The organism is Kribbella speibonae (assembly GCF_004331375.1).
In the GTDB taxonomy this organism is placed as follows: domain Bacteria; phylum Actinomycetota; class Actinomycetes; order Propionibacteriales; family Kribbellaceae; genus Kribbella; species Kribbella sindirgiensis.
Genome location: NZ_SJKC01000001.1, coordinates 2229008 through 2249660, shown reverse-complemented (window position 1 = coordinate 2249660; position 20653 = coordinate 2229008). Strand labels below are relative to the sequence as shown.

Below are 20653 nucleotides of genomic sequence, written 5' to 3'. Positions count from 1 at the left end.
CGGAGCACGTAGCCTGGGGGCATGGCTCCCACTGCTGATCAGGTGACCACGGCGCTCGGTGGCGTAATGGATCCGGAGATCAAGAAGCCGATCACGGATCTGGGGATGGTCGAGACCGTCGCCGTCCGCGAGGACGGCGTGGTCGCCGTACGCATCCTGCTGACCGTCGCCGGCTGTCCGATGAAGGACACGCTGCGCAGGGACATCACTGCCGCGGTGAGCAAACTGGACGGTGTCACCGGCGTCGAGATCGACCTGGGCGTGATGTCCGCCGAGCAGCGCGCGGCCCTGCAGACCCAGTTGCGCGGCGGCGTGGCCGAGAAGGAGATCCCGTTCTCCCGGCCGGACTCGCTGACCAAGGTGTTCGCGATCGCGTCCGGTAAGGGCGGCGTGGGCAAGTCGTCGGTGACGGTCAACCTCGCGGTCGCGATGGCCAAGCAGGGGCTGTCGGTCGGCGTCCTCGACGCGGACATCTACGGCCACTCGGTGCCGGCCATGTTCGGCGTCGCCGACGAGCGGCCGACCGCGGTGGACGACATGATCATGCCGGTGCCCGCGCACGGCGTGAAGGTGATCTCGATCGGCATGCTGAAGCCGAAGCGCGACCAGGTGGTCGCGTGGCGCGGCCCGATCCTCGACCGGGCGCTGGTGCAGATGCTCGCGGACGTCTACTGGGGCGACCTCGACGTACTGCTCCTGGACCTACCGCCCGGCACCGGTGACATCGCGATCTCCGTCGGTCAGCGGCTGACCAGCGCCGAGGTGATCGTCGTGACGACCCCGCAGGAGGCCGCCGCGGAGGTGGCCGAGCGGGCCGGCACGATGGCGCAGATGGTGCACCAGCGGGTGGCCGGCGTGGTCGAGAACATGTCGTACCTGCCCTGCCCGCACTGCGGTCCCGAGCACCGCATCGAGATCTTCGGCACCGGCGGCGGCACCCGCGTCGCGGAGACCCTGTCCGCACGCCTCGGGTACAGCATCCCGCTGCTCGGCGAGATCCCGCTCGACGAGCGGCTCCGCGCCGGCGGCGACCTCGGCCAGCCGCTCGTGGCCGCCGACCCCGACACCCCCGCGGCGCAGGTCCTCGACAAGATCGCCTCGACCCTGGGCGGCAAGCCGCGCGGCCTCCTCGGCCGCCAGCTCGGCCTCTCCCCCGCGGGCCGCTGACAGTGGATCACCCCGTGCTGGAGACGGCGCGGTTGCGGTTGCGGAGGTGGCGTGACGACGAGCTGCCACGGATCTCCGCGGCTCGCACCAACCAGGCGACCGCGCATTTCCTGCCGTTCATCCCGCAGCCGTTCACCGTGGAGGACGCGCGGTTCTGGCTGAAGGACCTGGCCGAGCAGGCAGCGGCCGGGACGCGGTTCAACTGGTGCGTGGCGGACGCCGCGACGGATCAGGGGCTGGGCAACCTCACGCTCTTCGGCATCCACGTCCGCGGCGCGGTCCGCGACGCCGAGGTGGGGTACTGGATGCATCCCGAGGCGCAGGGCGGCGGCGTGATGAGCGAGGCGATCCGGCGGGTCGCCCAGTGGTACTTCGCTTCCGCGAACGCCGGCGGGTTCGGCGGCCGGCGGATCTTCATCCGTACGGCGGCCTCCAACACGGCGGCCCGCCGTACCGCGGAGAAGGCCGGCTTCCGGCATGTCGGCACGGAGCGCGCCGCCTTCGAGATCGGCGGCGGAGTCGACGACAAGGTCACCTACGACCTACTGATCACCGACTGACCAGATCGGGCGGAGCGGGGACAGACCTTCCTCGACGTACGCCGCGACGGGCCGCGTTCCGCCGTCGAGATACCACTGCTCCAACGCCGCGAAGTAGCCGAAAACAAGGGCGTTCGCGGCCACCCGGGCCTGGGTCTCGGTGAGCCGGCCGCCGGCCATCAGCGGCGCGATGCGCAGGCTGGCGCGGTCCAGCGACGCGCAGAACGCCGTACGCACCGACGGTTCCTTGAAGAAGTAGCGGATCCGCCGCCACGGGACCGGCTCGCCGCCGCCCGGCGCCGCCTCGTAGTCGCGGACGATCCGGGTCATCGTGCCGACCGGGTCCTCACGGTCGAACAGCTCCTCCAGCGCCTCCTGGCTCATCGTGTCGAACTCGTCGGCGACGATCAGGCCTTCCTTGGTGCCGAAGTAGCGGTACACCGACGACGGCGACACCTCGGCCGCGGCGGCGATCTCCTCGATCGTCACCGCGCCGAACCCGCGCTCGTCGAACAGGTCGAGCGCGCACTCCTGGATCGTCCGCCGCGCCTTCTCGCGCCAGCGTTCCCGCAGACCGGTAGCCATACCCCGACCTTAGAGACAGTGACGCGCTTCAGCAAGTCACTGTCTAAATCTCTTGACCAGGCCGAACCGACGTTCGTACAGTCACTTGCATGAGACAGTCACTTTCTGAAAAGCGCACAGCGCTGCTCGCGGTCGGACTCTCGGTCCTGCTGGCCGCCATCGCGATCGTCGACCAGGCCGGCAGCCGCAGCCTGTTCGACCACGCCTCGTCGGGCTACGCCTCGTACGGCAAGCACGCGTCCGAGGGCGCGCTCTACGGCCTGCTGTACGGCGTAGCGGTCCTGGACGCCCTGTTGTGGCTACTGGTCGCGGGGCTGGCCCGCTCGCACCGCCTGGCCGCAGCAGGCGTCGGCGTACTCGTCGTACTGCTCACGGCCTCGCTGGGCGTGACGCTACTGGTCGCGTCCGAGTACGGCGTCCAACCGTACCCGCCGCTCTGGGGCGCCCTAGCGCTCCTGCCCGCGGTCGCCGGCGCGGTCGCGACGGCTCTGCTCCTCCGACGGAGATGAGTCAGGTCGACTCGGGGTCGTACGGCGGCTTGGCGCCGGCCGGGAGGCGTTGCGGGGCACTGTCGACGAAGTTGGCGACGGGTTTGTCATCGTCGTCGTCCATCGGCTCGAGCAGGTGCTTGCGGACGAAGTTCTTCGGGTTCAGGTCCTGCAGCTCGAGGTCGGCGTACTCCGGACCGAGCTCGTTGCGTAGATCGTTCTGCGCGTTCGTCACCATCTGACGGACCTGGCGCAGCAGACGTCCCGCCGTACGGGCGAACTCCGGCAGCCGATCCGGACCGAAAACGAGTACGGCGACGATCGCGATCACGACCAGTTCGAGTGGCCCGATGCCGAACATGTCCCCACCTCTCCGTACTTCGTCCCGGACTGCGCCCAGCCTATCCCGACCCTGGGTAGCACCCGTCAGCCGATCTGCTGGGCGAGAGTGAGCGTAACCGTCCGGGACCGCCCGCCGCGCTCGTACGCGAGCCGCACGGCCTCACCCGGCTGGTGGGTGCGGATCGCGACGATCAGCACCTCGGCGCTGTCGACCGGGTCGTTGTTGATCGAGGTGATCACGTCACCGACGCGCAGACCGGCCCGGGCGGCCGGCGAACTCGGGCTCACCGCACTGACCCGGGCGCCGCCCTCGAACATCATGTCCACACTGGCCCCGATCACCGGGTACGACGCCTTACCGGTGGCGATCAGCTGCTGCGCGGTCCGCCGGGCCTGGTCGATCGGGATCGCGAACCCGAGCCCGATGCTCCCGCTCTGCCCCTCCTCGGATCCGCGGACAGTGGCGATCGCGGAGTTCACGCCGATCACCCGCGCGTTCATGTCGACCAGCGGACCACCGGAGTTGCCCGGGTTGATCGCGGCGTCGGTCTGCAGCGCGCTGATGTACGACGACGCCTGGCCGGTGTCGTCGCCGGTCGTCACCGGCCGGTTCTTCGCCGAGATGATGCCCGAGGTGACCGTGCCGGCCAGCCCGAGCGGCGAGCCGATCGCGACCACGTCCTGCCCGACGACCGCCTGGTCCGACCGGCCGAACTGCACCGAGGGCGCGGTCAGGCCGGCCACCTGCACGACGGCCAGGTCGTACGCCGGGGAGCGGCCGACGAGCCGCGCGGTCGCGGTCTTGTTGTCGTTCGTGACGACCTGGATCGAGCCGCCCTTGGCCGCTGCCGCGACGACGTGGTTGTTGGTCAGGATGTGCCCGACATTGTCGATCACGAACCCGGACCCGGTGGCGTCGGAGTTGTCCGAGCCTTCGACCTTCAGCTGCACCACGCTGGGCAGGAGGGTCGCGGCGACCGCGGACACCGAGCCGGTACGGATCTTCGGGTCGGCTCCGGTGCCGACCGGCGGGTTCGGCTGCTGCGCGATCGGTGTGTCGTTGCCACTGAGCGCGACGACGGCCGTGGCCGCACCGGCGCCGGCCAGGACGCCGATGACCAGCGCGACCAGACCGGCGATGGTGACGACCCGGTTGAGCTTCTGCGGCTCCGACGCGTACGAGCGGGCCTGCTGCTGGTGCCAGTCGGCCGGTGGCGGCGGCACGTACGCAGGCCGGTACTGCGGCTGCTCGGTCGGCCAGGCCTGCCCTTGGTACACCGGACGGAAGGTCTGCTGCTGCGGCTCCGGGCGCCCGAAGCTGCGCTGCGAGGTAGACCGCGCCCCGTTCGTCAGCGCACCGTTCGTCGGGCCGCCGTTGGTCAGGCCGCCGTTCGTCTGCCGGTACGCCGAGTCCGAGCCGGGTGTCCGCAGCGGCATCGCGCCCGCGCCGGGAGCCGGCGGGGTCAGACCGGTCAGCGGCGGACCTGCCGCGGTGCCGTTCCCGTCGGGTGCGCCCGCGGTGGGCAGGACCGCGGTCGGTTCCGCGGTCGCCGGATTCGGAACTGTCGGCTCGGCGTCGTCGCTCGTCACGGTGCCCGCCTCACGTCGTCGTCGTGGTCGTCGGTGGAAGCCTCCCGGAGGTAACCGGGACACACTTCCATCTTTGATTATCCCAGCTTCGGCGAGAGTGCACCCATCGGAGTGAGCCAGGTCGCGATTTTGGCCAGCCCGGACCCCACTCGCTGGATCGCACTGAGCTCCGTCGGCAGCTCGTGCGGGAAGGATCTGACCACCTGTCCGAGCTGGTCGGGCGGCAGATCCCCGATCAGCGTGTAGACGATTCCGCCGGACGACCAGACGACGTACGAGGGCATGCCGTACCGCAGGTACACACCCGGGCTGTCGGTGCTGCTGAAGCCCTGGACCGCGGCCGGATCCAGCGTGCCGCGCTGCTCGAACAGGGAGACGTTGAACAGCCCGTCCGAGTACGAGAACTGCAGAGAGCCGTTACTGGTGTCCTGGTGGACGTCGTACAGCTTGAGCGACGCAGGCAGCTCCGGCGCGCAGACCCAGCCCTCGGAACGCAGGTTGTCCACCTTGCCCATGCCCAGCGACTCGACACCGCTCGGCACGGTCGGCGGCAGGTGGCCGATGAACTCCGAGCCCTCGATCTCCAGCTCGGTGAACACGGTCGCGCGCACCATCGTCTTTCCGTCCGCACTGAACAGCTGACGCTGCAGCAGCAGCCCGGTCGCCTTATCGATCCAGAACTTGGCCGCCAGCGTCTCATCGTCCCGCAGCGCCTCCACGAGCACAGCGGTCCGGCCGATCAGGTCGGTGCAGCACTTGTCGACCAGGTGGTACGTCGCCTGCAGCAACGCCAGCGGTCCGCCGTCGATGGCGGCGTCCGCCGTGGTGGCGCGCTGCACGAACGCCTTCGCACCAGGTGCGGACGAACCGAGCACGCTGATCTCAGAGCCCTGTGACGCCGCGTGCAGGATGTCCAGCATCGCGGAGCTGGCGCCCTGCGGTCCCCAGGCGGTGATGATCTGCGTACCGTGGTACGAGACCTGGTTCGGCGCGAGGGCCGCTCGCTGCAGCCAGCTGACCGCCGTCGGCGAGTCCGTCTTCGACAGTGCCGGCACGACGGCTGCCGCGGACGTGGGCAGGCCGAAGCCGATCAGAGCGGTGCTGACCAGGACGGCGAGCCGGGAGAGGCTCACCGGTCAGCGTCCTGTCAGGGCCACCGGGCGCAGCGTCGGGTTGTTCAGCCCCGCGTACCCCGCGCCGTTGTAGGAGTTCAGCAGCGCGACCGGGTCGGCGAACGGCGCTCCGCCGCTGGTGCTCGCGTGATCGGACGAGAAGCTCGCGACCGGCGGTTGCAACGTCGGCGGCTGCTCCGAGCGGGACGGGTCGCCGACGACGAACGCCGTACCGAGCAGGGAGGCAACTGCGGCAGCTGAGCCGGCTGCGCCCAGGACGCCGCTGCGACGGCGGGAGCGGGTGCCGCGGGCGGGTCCGGGTCGGGTGCCACCTGTGCGCCCCGCTGGGAACGCGGACCGCTGCGGGAACACGCTGACCGGCGTGACCACTGGGCGGACCTCTTCGCGTGGCTCGGTCGAGAACGACGAGACACCCATCAGGCGCTGCATCAGGTCGGTCGACGGATCCGGCGACTCGAGCGCGGCGATCCGCGCCTTCAGCCGGCGCTGCGCGTCCACCTCGGAACGGCAGGTGTCGCAGCCGACCAGGTGGCTCAGGACCTTGTCACGGGAGTCGTGGTCGAGCTGGCCGTCGACCACGGCACTCAGCTTGTCCAGCGGGTGCGTCATGCGAGGTCACCTCCGTCGCCGAAGAGGCCGCCGTCGACCGGCGGGCCGCCGACCCGGGTCTGACCGGACCGCGGGGCCCGGTGCTCCAGGTGCTTGCGCAGCATCGACCGGCCGCGGTGGATGCGGCTGCGGACGGTGCCGAGCTTCACGTCCAGGACGTCCGCGATCTCGTCGTACGTCATGCCCTCGATGTCGCACAGCACCACGGCCGCGCGGAAGTCCTCGGGCAGCGCGTCGAGCGCGTCCTGCACGTCGTGGTCGAACAGGTCCGAGTCCAGCTTCTCGGCCGGTCCCTCGCCCTTGGCCGGGAGCCGGTCGTGCGCGTCCTCGGGCAGGCCGTCGAAGCGGATCCGCTGCTTGCGGCGGGCGCCGTCCAGGAACAGGTTCGTGGTGATCCGGTAGAGCCAGCCCTCGAAGGTCCCCGGCGTGTACGACGACAGCGAGCGGAACACCCGGACGAACACTTCCTGGGTGAGGTCCTCGGCGTCGTGCTTGTTACCGGTCAGCCGGTACGCCAGCCGGTAGACGCGCGCGGAGTGGGTGCGGACGATCTCGTCCCACGACGGCAGCACATCCGGGACGTCCGGCACCTGCTGGGGTGCGGGGACCGTCGACGTGTCGAACGGCTTCACCGCAACGCCTCCCTGGGTCCTCTCGGCAATGAGCGTGAAGGCCATGGTGCCGCGGTCACCGTCCTCTGCGCACGTCGGGAAAACCCGGGCTGGACCCTGGTTTGTTCGTACGACGGCTCAACGCGGCGCCCCGGCCGGAAGTTCCCGGCCGGTGCCTTCACTACACAAGACGCCTGAGAGGTCATTTCGGTTGAACTACTTCTCCTCGATCACGGCGATCGGGTCGCCGTCGCGGACGACCTCGCCCTCGACGACCTTCAGCTCGACGATGGTGCCGGCCACCTCGGCCAGCACCGGAATCTCCATCTTCATGGACTCCAGGATGACCAGCGCGTCATCCGGTCCCACCGTGTCTCCGGCCTTGGCGGTGACCTTCAGCACGTTGGCCACCAGCTCGGCCAGCACGGTGTGACTCAACTCGCACTCCTCCCACTTCCCGGAATCCCCACTCACGATCCTAGGCGTGGCAGGCCAGCGCCCCGCTACTGGGCGTGCTGCCGGGCCCGGTACGACGCCACGCGGGTCCGGCTCGAGCACCGCGGTGTACAGAACCTTCGCGGCCGCTTCTCCGCCGGATTGGCGAACACCCGCTCGCAGTCCACCGCCGCGCAGACCCCCAGCGCCTCGAACCCGTGACCGGCCGCGAACGTCGCCAGACCGAGCGCGGTCGTCGCCGCCATCCAGTCGGCCCAGGTGGCTCCGGGCCTGGCCACATGCAGGTGCCACGGCGACCCGTCGTGGTCGGACAGGTACGGGCGTACGGCGTACTCCTCCAGCAACTGGTTGAGCATCCGGGCCGCTGCCGGCGGGTCGGCGTGAAAGACCTCGCGGACCCGCGCCCGGACCTCGCGGACCGCGGCCAGGTCGTCGTCGGCCAGCGTGATCGGGTCCGACTCACCGTGCTCGAGGAGGAACGCACGGACATCGGCCGGCGACGTCAACTGCTCCGGGTCGCGGGTGTGCGTGTTGACCAGGTCGACCGCGAGCCGCACCTGCCGGTCCGGCGACTGGATATCCACTGGACTCCCTCCTCCGTAACGCCTCTATGATCGTAACGCGTAACAGCCAGCTTTGCGTTACAGGAGGTCAGGGGTGGCGAGCTACTACTTGGCGGCAACGCTGGCCCGGCTTGCCGACGAGATGGTGGCGTTCACGTTGGTGCTGCTGGTGCTGGAGCGGACGGACAGTCCGGCACTGGCAGGAGTCAGCGGAGCCGCTTATGCGCTTCCGGCAGTCGTGACCGGGCCACTGCTCGGTGCCTGGCTGGACAGGACGCCGTACCGGCGGAGCGCGCTCGCACTGAACCAGGCTGTTGTCGGGGTGGTCATGCTCAGCCTGTTGGCCGCAGTCGGCCACAGCGCGCACTGGATCACGCCGGCGCTCGCAGCGGTCGCCGGCGCGACACTGCCGATGGCGAGCGGCGGATTCACCAGCATGCTGCCCAGCCTGGTCCCACAGGACCGGCTGGCTCGCGCCAACTCGTTCGAGGCCGCGAGCTTCGGTGCCGCAACCATCACCGGCCCCGCGACCGCTGCCACGATCGCAGCCACCTTGTCGGTAGAAGTCGCCGCTGTAGCCATCGCCGTCATCGCGGCCCTCAGCATCTGCGCCATCAGCCGCCTGCCCGCGCTGCCACCATTACGAACCGCTGGAGAACCCTTCCTGCCAGCAGTCCTGGCCGGTCTGTCCCACCTGGTCCGCACACCGCGGTTGCGTGCCTCCACTGTGACCACCACTCTTCTCATGGGCGCCACAGGCTTCCTGCTGATCGCTCTGCCGCTTCACATGGCTTCGCTCGGCATGCCCAAGTCAGCGGCCGGCTACCTCTGGACAGCCATCGAACTCGGCAGTGTCACCACCGCACTCCTCCTGACTCGCCTCCAGAACCGCTGGCGCCCCGAGCAGGTCGTCATCGTGTCGGTCGCGGCCTACGGTCTCGCCCTCAGTAGCTGGCCCCTGGCCACCAGTTTCGTTGTCCTGCTACTTGTGGCCTTTGGCAGCGGCCTCTTGGAAGGCCCCACCCTCCCTGCCATGTTCGCCGCACGCCAGCAGTACAGCCCGGAGTCACTACAAGGCCGAGTCAGCACGACCGCCGCCAGCCTCCGAATCGGCGCCGCTGCAGTCGGCCAGGCCACCGGCGGCCTGCTGGTCCCGGCAATCGGCACCCACAAGGCTCTACTGGTCGTCGCCCTGGCTCTTCTCGTGGCCGCCGGGCTCGGCGCAGTCACTTCACGAAAGGCACCGCCACATGTCTCTTGACGCCTGGGTCCACGGCTGGACCATCTCCCGCGGCACCCCGGCACCTGTGAAGATCCGCAGCGGTTACCGCGTCGATGTCGGCCTGCCCGGTCACCAGGTCCGCTACGTGCTCCCGACGTACGACGCCGTTCTGGTCGACGGGCTCGGCGAGCCGGACACCTGGCTCAAGATCTGCGGGCAGGTCTCACTGGGCGCGCCGTGGCAGGTGCAGCCGGTCGAGTACCTGATGAGTCGCCCGCTGGCCGGCGCAGGAGCGAGTGTGGCTGCGTCGTACGAACTGACGAGTGTGCGGCGGGACAGTGTGGTCGACGTCGTCGTACGCGACGCCGACGGCTCTGTGGCGGCGCGCGGGAAGGCAGCGCTCACCGGAGACGCCGCTGTCTTCGACCAGGTCGAGACGTCTCCGCACCACCGGCGGCGTGGGCTCGGCCGGAGCGTCATGGCCGCCCTGTCCGCAGCAGCGCAGTACGCCGGTGCGAACACCGGCGTACTGGTTGCGACTGAGGACGGGCGGGCGCTCTACACCGCGCTGGGGTGGACGCTGGAGTCCCCGATGACTGCCGCGGTCAGTCGAGGATGACGGAGCGCGAGAGGCTGCGCGGCTGGTCGGGGTTGAGGCCGAGAGCCAAGGACTTGGCGACCGCGACGCGCTGGGCGACGACGAGGGACGCCATCGGGTCGAGGTCGGCGTGGTGGACGATGGTGGCGCCCGTGGCGTTCACGTCGTCCAGCAAGCCCGCCGGCGGCTCACCGAAGACCCAGACACCGCGGCCGGGCTGCGCGATCGCGATCGGACCGTGCCGGTAGTCCATCGCCGGGTACGCCTCGGTCCACGCCGACGCGGCCTCACGCTGCTTGAGCGCGGCCTCGTGCGCCAGGCCGACCGTCCAGCGGGTCCCGACGTACGTGACCTGCTCGAGCTTGGCCAGGTCGTCGACGTCGATGGTCAGTGCGGTCTGAGCGTCCGCAGCGGCCTTCGACAGGTCCTCGCCGAGCGACGCGCGCAGCAGCGCCAGCGTGGTGGTCGCGAACCGGGTCTGCACCACGGACTGCTCGTCGGCGAAGTCCAGCATGATCGTGTGGTCGGCCAGCTCGACGATCGGCGAGTCCACGGTGGCGGTGATCGCGATCGTCGGCACATCGGTGGCGCGGATCAGGTCGAGTACTTCGGTCGTCGTACCGGAGCGGCTGATCACGACGATCGCGTCGTACGCGCGGTCCGCCGGGAACTCGGATCCGGCGAACGCGTCGGTCTCGCCCTGGCCGAGGTCCTCGCGCAGCGCGGCGTACGCCATCGCCATGAACCAGGAGGTGCCGCAGCCCACTGCCGCGACCCGCTGACCGGCCTTCGGAAGTGCACCGCCGTACTGCGCGAAACCGTCCGAGACCTGCCGCCAAAGGTCCGGCTGAGTGGCGATCTCAGTGCTCACAAATGGCTGCTGCGTCATGTCGTCTCCGCACTTCTGATGGTCGAAACTGCTCGAACGTGATCGAATGGTGCCAACCAGCCGCCACCGGGCTGACCGATTGTGTGAAGGAGGAGCCCCGGGTGAAGCGTTATGAACGCCTCAACACCTTGCTCGAGTCGCTCGCCGAGAAAGGCGCCATCGACGTCGACGAGCTCGCCGAGCAGTTGCACGTGTCCGCGGCCACGATCAGGCGTGACCTGGACCATCTCGGCAAGCAGCAGCTCCTCACCCGGACCCGCGGCGGCGCGGTCGCCAACGCGGTGTCGTACGACCTGCCGCTGCGCTACAAGACTGCGCGTTTCGCGTCCGAGAAGCAGCGGATCGCGCAGGCGGCGGCCACGCTGGTGCGCCGCGGCATGGTGATCGGGATGAACGGCGGCACCACCATCTCCGAGGTGGCGCGGACGCTGGCGACCCGGCCGGAGCTGTCCGCGGAGCACGGCGAGCCCGCGTTCACGCTCGTCACCAACGCGCTGAACATCGCCAACGAGCTGATCGTCCGGCCGCACGTGAAGATGGTGCTGACCGGCGGCGTGGCGCGGCCGCAGTCGTACGAGATGATCGGGCCGCTGTCGCACCGGATCCTGTCCGACCTGTCGCTGGACATCGCGTTCATCGGCGTCGACGGGATCGACGAGACCGGCGCCACCGCTCATCACGAGGGCGAGGCGAACATCAACCAGCTGATCGTCAGCCGGGCCGCGAAGGTCGTCGTGGTGGCCGACTCCTCCAAGCTCGGGCAGCGGGCCTTCGCCCGGATCTGCGAGCTGAGCGAGATCGACACGCTCGTCACCGACGCCCAGGCCGACGAAAGCCAGCTCGCCGTCTTCAAGGAAGCCGGCATCGACGTCATCCGCGCCTGATCCCACTCCACACACCTCCCTCACCAGGTGAGTCACGTCTCGTGCGGACGATCATATCTGATTGTGGGGCAGTTGTTATGAGCAGGAGTGCGCAACCTCCGCGCGTGCAGCACGGAAAGCGGACCTCCAGCCGCTAGGCTTCGGTTCAGCATGGGTACCGCAGCCGCACAGCACTCCGCCGACCACTCCGCCGATCACTGGGAGGACGCCATCGCTACCGGCATCGACCCGACGTCCTGGGCGTACGCCGAGGACTACATCGGTGAGGACGAGGTCGTCACCGGTGCGCGGGCGAGCGCCGCGGACAGCGGTGTCGCCCCGATCGGCCCCGGCGCGGCCGCCGCGCTGAGCCTGCTCGCCGCCGGCGTGAGCGCGAAAGCGGTCGTCGAGATCGGCACCGGGACCGGCGTCTCCGGGCTCGCGCTGCTCCGCGGCATGCGCGCCGACGGCACCCTCACCACGGTCGACATCGACGCGGAGAACCAGCGACTGGCCCGCAAGACGTTCCTGGACGCCGGCGTCGCGTCGAACCGGTTCCGCCTGATCGCGGGAGCCGGGCTGGACGTGGTCACTCGGCTCACCGACGGTCACTACGACCTGGTCTTCTGCGACGCGGACCGCCGCGAGAACACGGCGTACCTGCACGAGGCGCTGCGCCTGCTCCGCCCCGGCGGCATCGTCGCGTTCGCCGGCATTCTCACCGGCGGCCGAGTCGCCGACCCCGCCCGCCGCGACCCCGACACCATGGCCCTCCGGGACCTCATCCGCGCCGTCCGCGACGACGACAACCTGGTCTCAGCCCTCCTCCCCACCTCCGACGGACTCCTCACCGCCGCCAAGCGCCTGAAGTAGCTAGCTCGTCAGGCGGGTCAGTTCGGTGGTTACCTCGTGCCAGGGGTCGGACTGGGGGTCTATCAGTTCGTAGTGGCCGCAATGGGGGACGCGGTGGAAGTGGGCCGTGGGGTGGGCGGTGAAGTACGAGTCGGTGATGGTGATGGGGACGACCGTGTCGTTGACGCCGTGGATGAGGGTTACGGGCGCTATCGACGCGGGGAGGTGGGCGGGGTCCAGGTCGTTGCGGACACCGCCGCCGATGAAGGCCTGTACGGCGCCGTCGTCGAGCATCAGCTGGTCCGCCTTCAGGAGGTCGGCTACGGGGGCCAGGGCGACCACACCGCGTAGCCGGACCGGGTTGAGCGTCGACGCGGCCCACAGGGCGAGCTGGCCTCCGGCGGAGTGGCCCATCAGCACGTAGCCCGCGTGCACGTCCACGAGGTCGGGTAGCGCGTCCAGCGCCGTACGGATGTCACTGGTCGTCGCGTCGGGGTTGCCGGGCTCGCGGCGGTACTCCAGCGACAGGACCGGCCAGCCGAGGTCGGACAGCGCCGCACCGAGTGAGCGGGCGTGCACCCGGTCGTACTCCGGCCGCCAGAACCCGCCGTGGATGAACACGATCAGCGGCCGGTACTCCTTCGCGTGCCAGTAGTCGATCACCTGGTCCGCGTGGTCGCCGTACCGCAACTCCTCATCCGGCTCTGGTGCTTTGCGCGACAGTACCGATCGGTCCTCACTCATCAGACCTCCCGAGGTAGCTCAGGGCGTTCGACGTGAGCAGTTTGTGCTGCTGCTCCGCGGTCAGGAAGCCGGCCTTCCGTACCACCTCCCCGACCGGCCGCTCGCCCAATGGATAGGGATAGTCACTGCCGACCAGAACGCGGTCTTCCCCCAAGGTATCGACAAGTAGCCGCAAAGGCGCTGATTCGAACACCACCGTGTCGACCAGGATCCGGTCCAGGTACGTCGACGGTGGGTGCTCGGAGCAACCACGGACGATGTCGCCGCGCCGGTGCCACGCGTTCTCCAGCCGCCCGAGCCAGAACGCGAAACTCCCGCCCCCGTGAGCGAAACAGATCCGCAAGGACGGCGGTAACCGGTCGAACGCGCCGCCCAGGATCATCGCCAGCAACGACAGATGCGTCTCGGCCGGCATCCCGGTCAGCCAGCGCGCCATCCAGCGATCCAGCCGCGGGCCGCCCGGCATGTCCCACGGGTGCACGAGGACCGGCGTACCGGTCTCCGCGCAGTGGTTGAGGAAGGCAACGATCCCGGCGTCGTCGAGGTCCTTGTCGCCGACGTGGTTGCCGATCTCCACCCCGACATGCCCGGCCGCCCGGCTCCGGTCCAGTTCGGCGCAGGCCAGGTCCGGGTCCTGCAACGGCACCTGGCAGAACGGCACGAACCGGTCGTCACCGGCCAGCGTCTCCAGGGTGAGGTCGTTGAAGATCTCCGCCAGCTTCACGGCCTGCGCCGCCGGCCGTTCGTAGCCGAAGAACACCGGGGTCGGCGACACCACCTGAAGATCGATGCCGTCGGCATCCATATCGGCCCGGCGTACGGACCGATCCCAGGCCTGCGGTCCGATCGGGCGGAACTCGGTCTCGCCGATCATGATCATCGCGGCCCGCTCGGAGTCGATCCGCAACCACGGCCAGCCGTCGCCGCCGCATGCTGCCGAGAGATCCGGCCACCCCTTCGGCACCAGGTGTGTGTGCACATCGACCGTCATCCACCGCTCCTTCCGTCCCCACAGCATCTCGGACGCCCACCCACCAGATGCAGGGTGTACGTCCCCGATCCCAGGCGTAAACCCTGCATCTCGGACGCCTACCCACCAGATGCGGGGGCGCGGTGTGGCGAGTGGTTACGCCTTGCCCGGGTGCAGCGTGCCGCAGTCCGGGCACGTGCGTGCGTCCTCGCTGTCGTAGAAGGCTTTGAACACCGGCGGCAGGTCCGCGACGATGTCGGTCACCTGGAGCTCGACCTCGTGCACGATCGCGTTGCAATTGGCGCAGTACCAGCGGAACTTCTCCAGTACGCCGGGCTCCCGGACTCGCTCGATCACCAGGCCGATCGAGTTCGGGCCGCGCTGCGGCGAGTGCGGCATGTTCCGCGGCAGGACCCACATCTCGCCGGCATTCACCGCGACGGTCGCGGGGCCGTCGTCGGTCATCACGTTGACCTTGAGCTCGCCGGAGATCTGGTAGAAGAACTCCTCGTACGGGTCGACGTGGAAGTCGGTGCGCTGGTTCGGGCCGCCGACCACCATCGTGATGAAGTCGTCCCCGGTCGGGAACATCTGCTTGTTGCCGACCGGCGGCTTCAGCAGGTGCTTGTTCTCCTCGATCCATTCCGGAAAGTTCGTCGACTCCAAATTCGCCATACCTACTCCTCCTGAGAGTGTTGCGGGATCGCCGCAACAGCCTGGATCTCGATCAGCAGCTGGGGATGCGGCAGCTGATGGACTGCGACGGTCGTGCGCGCGGGCCCCGACTCGTCGAAGAACTCACCATAGATCTCGTTGTACCCCCCGAAGTCGTTCATCGACACCAGGTACGTCGTCACGCTGACGAGATCCTCCAACCCGGCCCCGACCGCCCCGAGGATGTCCCGGATGTTCTCCAGTACCGCCCGCGTCTGCTCACGAATGTCCAGCGCGACGGTGCCCAGCTCGTCGACGGACGCACCCGCGATGGTGTTGTCGGGCCGCCGGCTCGACGTCCCCGACACGAACGCGAACCCGCCCGCGACCCGCACATGCGGAAACCGCCCGCGCGGCGTGGCCTTCCCCGGCACAACGGTCATGAGAGCTCCACGCAGACATTGGTGGTTTCGGTGTAGAAGTCCACCGAATGCCGTCCGCCTTCGCGGCCGACGCCGGACAACTTCACTCCGCCGAACGGTGTCCTGAGGTCTCTGAGGAACCAGGTGTTGACCCAGCACAGGCCGACGTCGAGGGCGGCGCCGGCGCGGTGGGCGCGGCCGACGTCGCGGGTCCAGACGGTTGCCGCCAGCCCGTAATCGGAGGAGTTGGCGAGGGCGTAGGCCTCCTCCTCGGTGTCGAAGGGGGCGATGTGGCAGATCGGGCCGAAGATCTCTTCACGATTCGTCCGGGCGTCAGGCGGTAGACCGGTGACCACGGTCGGTTGGACGTAGGAGCCGCCGTCGCGGGCATCCCCGAACGTCGGTACGCCGCCGCCGGCCAGCACCTCAGCACCTTCGCGGCGGGCGAGGTCGTAGTACGACACGACCTTGTCGCGGTGCTGCTTGGAGATCAACGGCATGTTCATCGTGGACTCGTCGGCGGGCCAGCCGTACGTCAGCTCCTCCGCCCGCCGCGCCAGCCGGGACGTGAACTCCTCGAAGATCGGGCGTTCGACGTACAGGCGTTCCGTGCACAGGCAGACCTGTCCGCCGTTCGTGAAGACCGAGCGCACCGAGCCCTCGACCGCGGCGTCGAGATCGCAGTCGGCGAAGATCAGCCCCGCGTTCTTCCCGCCGAGCTCGAAGGACACCGCCTTGACGCGGTCCGCGGCAACCTTCGCGATCGCCGTACCGGTCGCGGACTCCCCGGTGAACGTGATCGCGTCCACGCCCGGGTGCCGGGTCAGGTACTCCCCCGCCGACGACGGGCCGAATCCGTGCACCAGATTGAAGACACCAGCAGGTACGCCGGCCTCGGCCATCACCTCGGCGAGAACGGTCGCCGACGACGGCGTCTCCTCGGACGGTTTCACCACAACCGCGTTGCCGCAGGCAAGCGCCGGCGCGACCTTCCAGGTGAGCAGCAGCAACGGCAGATTCCACGGTACGACGATCGCGACCACGCCGACCGGTTTCCGTACGGCGTAGTTCAGCGCGCGCCGCCCGTCGGGGAGGACGGTCGTGTACGACTCGGTCGGTACTGTCGTCGCGAAATCCGCGAACGTGCGGAAGTTCGCCGCACCGCGCGGGATGTCCAGCGTGCGCGCCTGACTGATCGACTTCCCGGTGTCGCCGACCTCCGCCGCCACCAGATCCTCGAACCGCCGCTCCAGCTCGTCCGCGACCCGCCGCAGTACGACGGCCCGCTCCTGTTCGCTCATCCGTCCCCACGGACCGCTCAGCGCCTGGCGCGCCGCGTCCACCGCCGCATCCACGGTCGACTGATCCGCCTCACAGACGTCGAAGATCTGCTCCCCCGTCACCGGCGAAACCTTCGCGAACCGCGAGGCACTCTCCACAAACCCACCCCCGACGAAGTGCCGCAGCACTCCGACGGACGAGGGCTGCCCGGTGAGCAACTCCGCAGACCACAGGCTCACCGTCGTCGCCTCCGAGCAAGTCCGAGCAGGACCCCGGCCGACGCGACCGCCGCAGCGCCGAGGAGTTGGTGCTGGCGGTGGACGCGGCGTTGAACTTCGGCGTACGGCGTGGTGGAGAAGGAGACCAGTTCGTAGCGGGAGACGTACTTGCCCGGGAGCAGGCGTTCGAGGGCGTGTTCCACCTGCTTCTGGAGGCGGAAGACGGGTGAGGCGACCTTGTCGCGCATCTCGACGAAGTTCGCGAGTGCCATCTCGGCGATCGCCTCGGTGTTCTCGCGCCGCCGGGTCTCGAACAGCGGCAGCGCCCGCGCCCACGACCCGCCCGTGTCGTCCAAGCAGCGATCCAGTTCGACCACGTCCTCGAAGGCACAGTTCGCGCCCTGCCCGTAGAACGGCACGATCGCGTGCGCCGCGTCGCCGAGCAACGCCGTACGTCCATGGGCCTGCCACGGGAGCGTGTGGACGGTCCCGAGCACCCCGACCGGATTGTGCAGATAGTCGTCGACCAGCGAAGGTGCCAACGGCAACAGATCGGGATAGTGCTCCTGGAAATGCGCGGAGATGCCGTCGGCGGTGGTCAGCGCGTCGAACGACCCGGCCGGCCAGAACAGCGTGCAGGTGAACGAGCGGTCCGGATTCGGCAGCGCGATCATCATCGACGTACCGCGCGGCCAGATGTGCAGCGCGCCGGGATCGAGCGCGAACTCACCCGCGGCCGCCGGGATCGACAGTTCCTTGTACCCGTAGTCGAGGAAGTCGACATCCTCCGCGACGATGCCCTCGGCAAGCAACTGCTCGCGGACGGCGGACCCCGCGCCGTCAGCGCCCAGCACCACATCGGCCGACGCCGACACCTTCCCGGACGGCGTGGCGAACACCAGCGAACCAGCGGCCGAGTCCAGCTCCACCAACCGGTGCTCGAACTCCACCGACACGCCAGGAGCCGCCGCTGCGGCCGACAGCAAGGCGTTGTTCAGTGCGCCCCGGCTGATCGAGTTGATCGCACGGTCCCCGGACGCCGAGTACGCCTGGAAGTCCAGCGGACCCGCCACCGGATGAATCATCCGGCCCTTCATCGGCAACGCGTCCGCCATCACCTCGTCGACCAGGCCGATCCGCCGCAACGCGTCCAGCCCACGTTCGGAGATCGCCAGGTTGATCGACCGGCCGCGTTCAACGACAGCGACGCGCGGATCCGGACGCCGTTCGTACAGCGTCACGGTCAGGCCGCGGCGCGCGAGGAAACACGCGAGCAGCGAACCGGTCAGTCCCGCACCGACGATCGCGACCTTCATGCCGTCACCTCGGCCATCGCCGCCCCGGCCCGCCAGCAGTCGTGGTACGTCGAGTACAACGGCACCGGCGCGAACCGCAGTACGTCAGGCTCCCGCGAGTCCGCGATCACGCCGTACTCGAACCGCAGTCGCCGCGACAACGCTCCGGCCCCGGGCACCCGCACCGACAACTGGGCGCCGCGGCGCGCCGGATCGGCCGGGGTGATGACCTCGAGACCCGCCAGCAGCCCCGCCAGGTACGCCGTCAACCGCACACTCCGCTCCCGTAGTACCTCGATACCGATCTTGTCGAAGATCTCCAGTGACGTCCGCACCGGGCTCATCGCGAAGATCGGCGGGTTCGACACCTGCCACGCGTCCGCGGTCGCCGGCGGCCGCGACTCCGGTGTCATCTCGAACCGCGTCTTCGCGTCGGTGCTCCACCAGCCCTCGAACCGCGGCAGGTCCGCGCCGAGGTGCCGCTCGTGCACGAACGCGCCGGCGATCGCCCCCGGACCCGAGTTCAGGTACTTGTACGAGCACCAGGCCGCGAAGTCCACGTCCCAGTCGTGCAACGCGAGCGGCACGTTCCCGGCCGCGTGTGCGAGATCCCACCCGACGATCGCCCCGGCCGCGTGACCGGCCTTCGTGATCGTGGGGATGTCCATCAGCTCACCGGTCAGGTAGTTCACGCCACCGAGCAGGACGAGCGCCACGTCGCCACCAAGCTGCTCGACCACATCCGCCGTCCGCAGACTGTTCTCCCCCGGCCGCGGACGCAGCCGGATCACCGCGTCCTCCGCGTCGTACCCGTGGAACTCGACCTGCGACCGTACGGCGTAACTGTCCGAAGGGAACGCCGAGTCCTCGATGACGATCCGGTGCCGGGACCGCGTCGGCCGGTAGAACGACACCATCAACAGATGCAGGTTGACGGTCAGCGTGTTCATCACGACCGTCTCGCTCGGCAACGCGCCGACGAGTCGCGCCGCGGGACCGGTCAGCAGCTCGTGGTACGGCAACCAAGGCCGGGCCGCGTCCAGGTGCCCTTCGACCCCGAGCGCCGCCCACGAGTCCAGGTCCTCGAGCAGCTCGGCCCGGGTCGCCTTCGGGCGCAGGCCGAGCGAGTTGCCGGCGAAGTACGCGACCTCCGGATAGTCACCGCCCTGCGCGGGCGGTACGTCGAACAGCTCCCGGTGCCCCGGGTCCGCGGCATCGAGCTCCAGCGCCTCGGCCTCGGTGCTCACGCCTCAGCGACCTCGTCAGCTACGGCGGCCTTCGGAGGCTCGATCACCTGCCCCTTGCCGAGCACGGTCACGCCGCCCTTGGACACCGTGAACCCGCGTTCCCGGTCGTAGTCCTGGTCGACGCCGATCTGGGTGCCGTCCGGGATCACGATGTTCTTGTCCAGGATCACGTTCTTCAGCACGACGTTCTTGCCGATCTTGCAGTTGTCCATGATCACCGAGTGCTGGATGTCGGCACCGGCGCTGACGATCACGTTCGACCCGATCACCGAGTGGTCGACGTGCGCACCGGACACGATCGATCCCTGGCAGACGATCGACTCACCGACCGTCGCGTCGTCGGTGAACTTCGCCCCCGGCAGCTGCGGGTGCGAGGTGAAGATCGGCCAGTCGTTGTTGTAGAGGTTGAACACCGGCTGGATCGACACCAGGTCCATGTGCGCCTCATGGTACGAGTCCAGCGACCCGACGTCGCGCCAGTACGAGCGGTCCCGGTCGAGCGCGCCCGGTACGTCGTTGTCCTTGAAGTCGTAGACGCCCGCCTTGCCCTCGGCAACGAGCATCGGGACGATGTCACCGCCCATGTCGTGCCGCGAGGCCGGGTTCGCGGCGTCCTTGCGGAGCGCCTCGACCAGCACGTCCCGGCTGAAGACGTAGTTGCCCATCGACGCGAACGTCTCGTCCGGCGAGTCCGGCAGCCCCGGCGGGTCGGCCGGCTTCTCCAGGAACTCCTCGATCGCGTGCCCGTCCGCGGCGGTCTTGATCACGCCGAACTCGGTCGCCTCGGCCCGCGGCACCCGGATCCCGGCCACGGTCACGCCGTTCCCGCGCTCGATATGCGCGGCGACCATCTGCGACGCGTCCATCCGGTACACGTGGTCGGCGCCGAAGACCACGATGTACTCCGGGTCGGCGTCCTTGATCAGGTTCATCGACTGGTAGATCGCGTCCGCGCTGCCCTGGTACCACTGCGGGCCGAGCCGCTGCTGCGCCGGGACGCAGGTCACGTAGTTGCCGAGCAGGGTGGACATCCGCCAGGTCAGCGTGACGTGCCGGTCCAGCGAATGCGATTTGTACTGCGTCAGCACACAAAGATTTCGATAACCCGCATTGACCAAATTCGACAGGACGAAATCGATGAGGCGATAACTGCCGCCGAACGGCACGGCCGGTTTGGCCCGGTCCGCCGTCAGCGGCATCAACCGCTTCCCCTCACCACCGGCCAGCACGATTCCGAGAACTCTGGGCGCCTTTGCCATGTCGGCACCTTAGCTCCGACGGCCCGCGGACATAAGCGTTTGCGGGTGTCGCGACA

The 20653-nt window shown here is 69.1% G+C and carries 24 protein-coding genes; 7 read left to right on the top strand and 17 right to left on the bottom strand.

Annotated features, from left to right (window positions below; translation table 11 throughout):
• Positions 1–21 precede the first annotated feature (21 nt).
• Positions 22–1167, top strand: coding sequence for an Mrp/NBP35 family ATP-binding protein (locus E0H92_RS11390; protein ID WP_131467338.1), 1146 nt, complete (start codon positions 22–24; stop codon positions 1165–1167).
• Positions 1168–1181: 14 nt separating this feature from the next.
• Entirely contained in the window at positions 1182–1727 is a 546-nt protein-coding gene (locus tag E0H92_RS11385) for a GNAT family N-acetyltransferase (RefSeq protein WP_238153408.1), read from the top strand.
• Here E0H92_RS11385 and E0H92_RS11380 read toward each other — a convergent pair.
• Positions 1710–2291 carry a TetR/AcrR family transcriptional regulator gene (locus tag E0H92_RS11380; RefSeq protein WP_131467336.1) on the bottom strand — a complete coding sequence of 194 codons (582 nt, stop codon included), beginning with the start codon at positions 2289–2291 and terminating at the stop codon, positions 1710–1712. The two genes, E0H92_RS11385 and E0H92_RS11380, sit on opposite strands and share 18 nt — an antisense overlap.
• Positions 2292–2380: 89 nt before the next feature.
• On the opposite strand from E0H92_RS11380, the gene E0H92_RS11375 reads away from it, so the two are divergent.
• Positions 2381–2800 carry a hypothetical protein gene (locus tag E0H92_RS11375; protein WP_131496176.1) on the top strand — a complete coding sequence of 140 codons (420 nt, stop codon included), beginning with the start codon at positions 2381–2383 and terminating at the stop codon, positions 2798–2800.
• A gap of 1 nt (position 2801) precedes the next feature.
• Here E0H92_RS11375 and E0H92_RS11370 read toward each other — a convergent pair whose 3' ends face one another.
• From E0H92_RS11370 to E0H92_RS11340, 7 genes are all read right to left on the bottom strand, one after another.
• A complete protein-coding gene (locus tag E0H92_RS11370) occupies positions 2802–3140 on the bottom strand; it encodes a sec-independent translocase (RefSeq protein ID WP_131467334.1) in 339 nt (112 codons plus the stop codon).
• A 65-nt stretch (positions 3141–3205) separates the two neighbouring features.
• Positions 3206–4711, bottom strand: a complete 1506-nt coding sequence (locus E0H92_RS11365; protein WP_131467333.1) for a S1C family serine protease — start codon at positions 4709–4711, stop codon at positions 3206–3208.
• 77 nt (positions 4712–4788) lie between these two features.
• On the bottom strand, positions 4789–5844 hold the full coding sequence (locus tag E0H92_RS11360; protein ID WP_131467332.1) for a LolA-like protein: 1056 nt from the start codon (positions 5842–5844) through the stop codon (positions 4789–4791).
• 3 nt (positions 5845–5847) lie between these two features.
• Positions 5848–6453: an anti-sigma factor family protein gene (locus E0H92_RS11355; protein WP_131467331.1), complete on the bottom strand. Its 606-nt coding sequence runs from the start codon at positions 6451–6453 to the stop codon at positions 5848–5850.
• Complete coding sequence (gene sigE, locus E0H92_RS11350) at positions 6450–7130, bottom strand: RNA polymerase sigma factor SigE (RefSeq protein ID WP_131285582.1); 681 nt, start codon at positions 7128–7130, stop codon at positions 6450–6452. The genes E0H92_RS11355 and sigE overlap by 4 nt, the downstream gene beginning before the upstream one ends.
• 150 nt (positions 7131–7280) lie before the next feature.
• On the bottom strand, positions 7281–7502 hold the full coding sequence (locus E0H92_RS11345) for a biotin/lipoyl-binding carrier protein (protein WP_131467330.1): 222 nt from the start codon (positions 7500–7502) through the stop codon (positions 7281–7283).
• Between the two features lie 65 nt (positions 7503–7567).
• On the bottom strand, positions 7568–8104 hold the full coding sequence (locus tag E0H92_RS11340) for a CGNR zinc finger domain-containing protein (protein WP_131467329.1): 537 nt from the start codon (positions 8102–8104) through the stop codon (positions 7568–7570).
• 73 nt (positions 8105–8177) lie between these two features.
• On the opposite strand from E0H92_RS11340, the gene E0H92_RS11335 reads away from it, so the two are divergent.
• Both E0H92_RS11335 and E0H92_RS11330 read left to right on the top strand, forming a co-directional pair.
• Positions 8178–9344 carry an MFS transporter gene (locus E0H92_RS11335; protein WP_238173377.1) on the top strand — a complete coding sequence of 389 codons (1167 nt, stop codon included), beginning with the start codon at positions 8178–8180 and terminating at the stop codon, positions 9342–9344.
• Positions 9334–9924 carry a GNAT family N-acetyltransferase gene (locus E0H92_RS11330; protein WP_131496175.1) on the top strand — a complete coding sequence of 197 codons (591 nt, stop codon included), beginning with the start codon at positions 9334–9336 and terminating at the stop codon, positions 9922–9924. Before E0H92_RS11335 ends, E0H92_RS11330 begins: the two co-directional genes overlap by 11 nt.
• Here E0H92_RS11330 and E0H92_RS11325 read toward each other — a convergent pair.
• A complete protein-coding gene (locus E0H92_RS11325; RefSeq protein WP_238173376.1) occupies positions 9911–10774 on the bottom strand; it encodes an SIS domain-containing protein in 864 nt (287 codons plus the stop codon). The two genes, E0H92_RS11330 and E0H92_RS11325, sit on opposite strands and share 14 nt — an antisense overlap.
• Positions 10775–10893: 119 nt before the next feature.
• Between E0H92_RS11325 and E0H92_RS11320 the strand changes: the two genes are divergently transcribed.
• Together E0H92_RS11320 and E0H92_RS11315 are read left to right on the top strand one after the other, a co-directional pair.
• Positions 10894–11676 (top strand): DeoR/GlpR family DNA-binding transcription regulator, encoded by a 783-nt coding sequence (locus E0H92_RS11320; RefSeq protein WP_130384025.1) that lies wholly within the window; start codon positions 10894–10896, stop codon positions 11674–11676.
• A 150-nt stretch (positions 11677–11826) separates the two neighbouring features.
• The gene (locus E0H92_RS11315) at positions 11827–12528 is read left to right on the top strand and encodes an O-methyltransferase (RefSeq protein ID WP_131467326.1); all 702 of its coding nucleotides are present in this window, start codon (positions 11827–11829) and stop codon (positions 12526–12528) included.
• On the opposite strand, the gene E0H92_RS11310 is transcribed toward E0H92_RS11315, so the two are convergent.
• The 8 genes from E0H92_RS11310 to glgC all read right to left on the bottom strand — a co-directional run bounded on the left by E0H92_RS11310 (position 12529) and on the right by glgC (position 20597).
• Positions 12529–13251 (bottom strand): alpha/beta hydrolase family protein, encoded by a 723-nt coding sequence (locus E0H92_RS11310; protein ID WP_131467325.1) that lies wholly within the window; start codon positions 13249–13251, stop codon positions 12529–12531.
• A complete protein-coding gene (locus E0H92_RS11305; protein ID WP_131496173.1) occupies positions 13244–14242 on the bottom strand; it encodes an amidohydrolase family protein in 999 nt (332 codons plus the stop codon). Before E0H92_RS11305 ends, E0H92_RS11310 begins: the two co-directional genes overlap by 8 nt.
• Before the next feature lie 135 nt (positions 14243–14377).
• Positions 14378–14896, bottom strand: a complete 519-nt coding sequence (locus tag E0H92_RS11300) for a 3-hydroxyanthranilate 3,4-dioxygenase (protein WP_131467323.1) — start codon at positions 14894–14896, stop codon at positions 14378–14380.
• A gap of 2 nt (positions 14897–14898) precedes the next feature.
• Complete coding sequence (locus E0H92_RS11295; protein ID WP_131496172.1) at positions 14899–15318, bottom strand: RidA family protein; 420 nt, start codon at positions 15316–15318, stop codon at positions 14899–14901.
• The gene (locus tag E0H92_RS11290) at positions 15315–16817 is read right to left on the bottom strand and encodes a 2-hydroxymuconic semialdehyde dehydrogenase (RefSeq protein ID WP_131496171.1); all 1503 of its coding nucleotides are present in this window, start codon (positions 16815–16817) and stop codon (positions 15315–15317) included. The genes E0H92_RS11295 and E0H92_RS11290 overlap by 4 nt, the downstream gene beginning before the upstream one ends.
• Complete coding sequence (locus tag E0H92_RS11285) at positions 16814–18112, bottom strand: FAD-dependent oxidoreductase (RefSeq protein WP_131496170.1); 1299 nt, start codon at positions 18110–18112, stop codon at positions 16814–16816. Before E0H92_RS11285 ends, E0H92_RS11290 begins: the two co-directional genes overlap by 4 nt.
• Positions 18109–19338 carry a kynureninase gene (gene kynU / locus E0H92_RS11280; RefSeq protein WP_131496169.1) on the bottom strand — a complete coding sequence of 410 codons (1230 nt, stop codon included), beginning with the start codon at positions 19336–19338 and terminating at the stop codon, positions 18109–18111. Before kynU ends, E0H92_RS11285 begins: the two co-directional genes overlap by 4 nt.
• A complete protein-coding gene (glgC, locus tag E0H92_RS11275) occupies positions 19335–20597 on the bottom strand; it encodes a glucose-1-phosphate adenylyltransferase (RefSeq protein WP_131496168.1) in 1263 nt (420 codons plus the stop codon). The genes kynU and glgC overlap by 4 nt, the downstream gene beginning before the upstream one ends.
• Positions 20598–20653 lie beyond the last annotated feature (56 nt).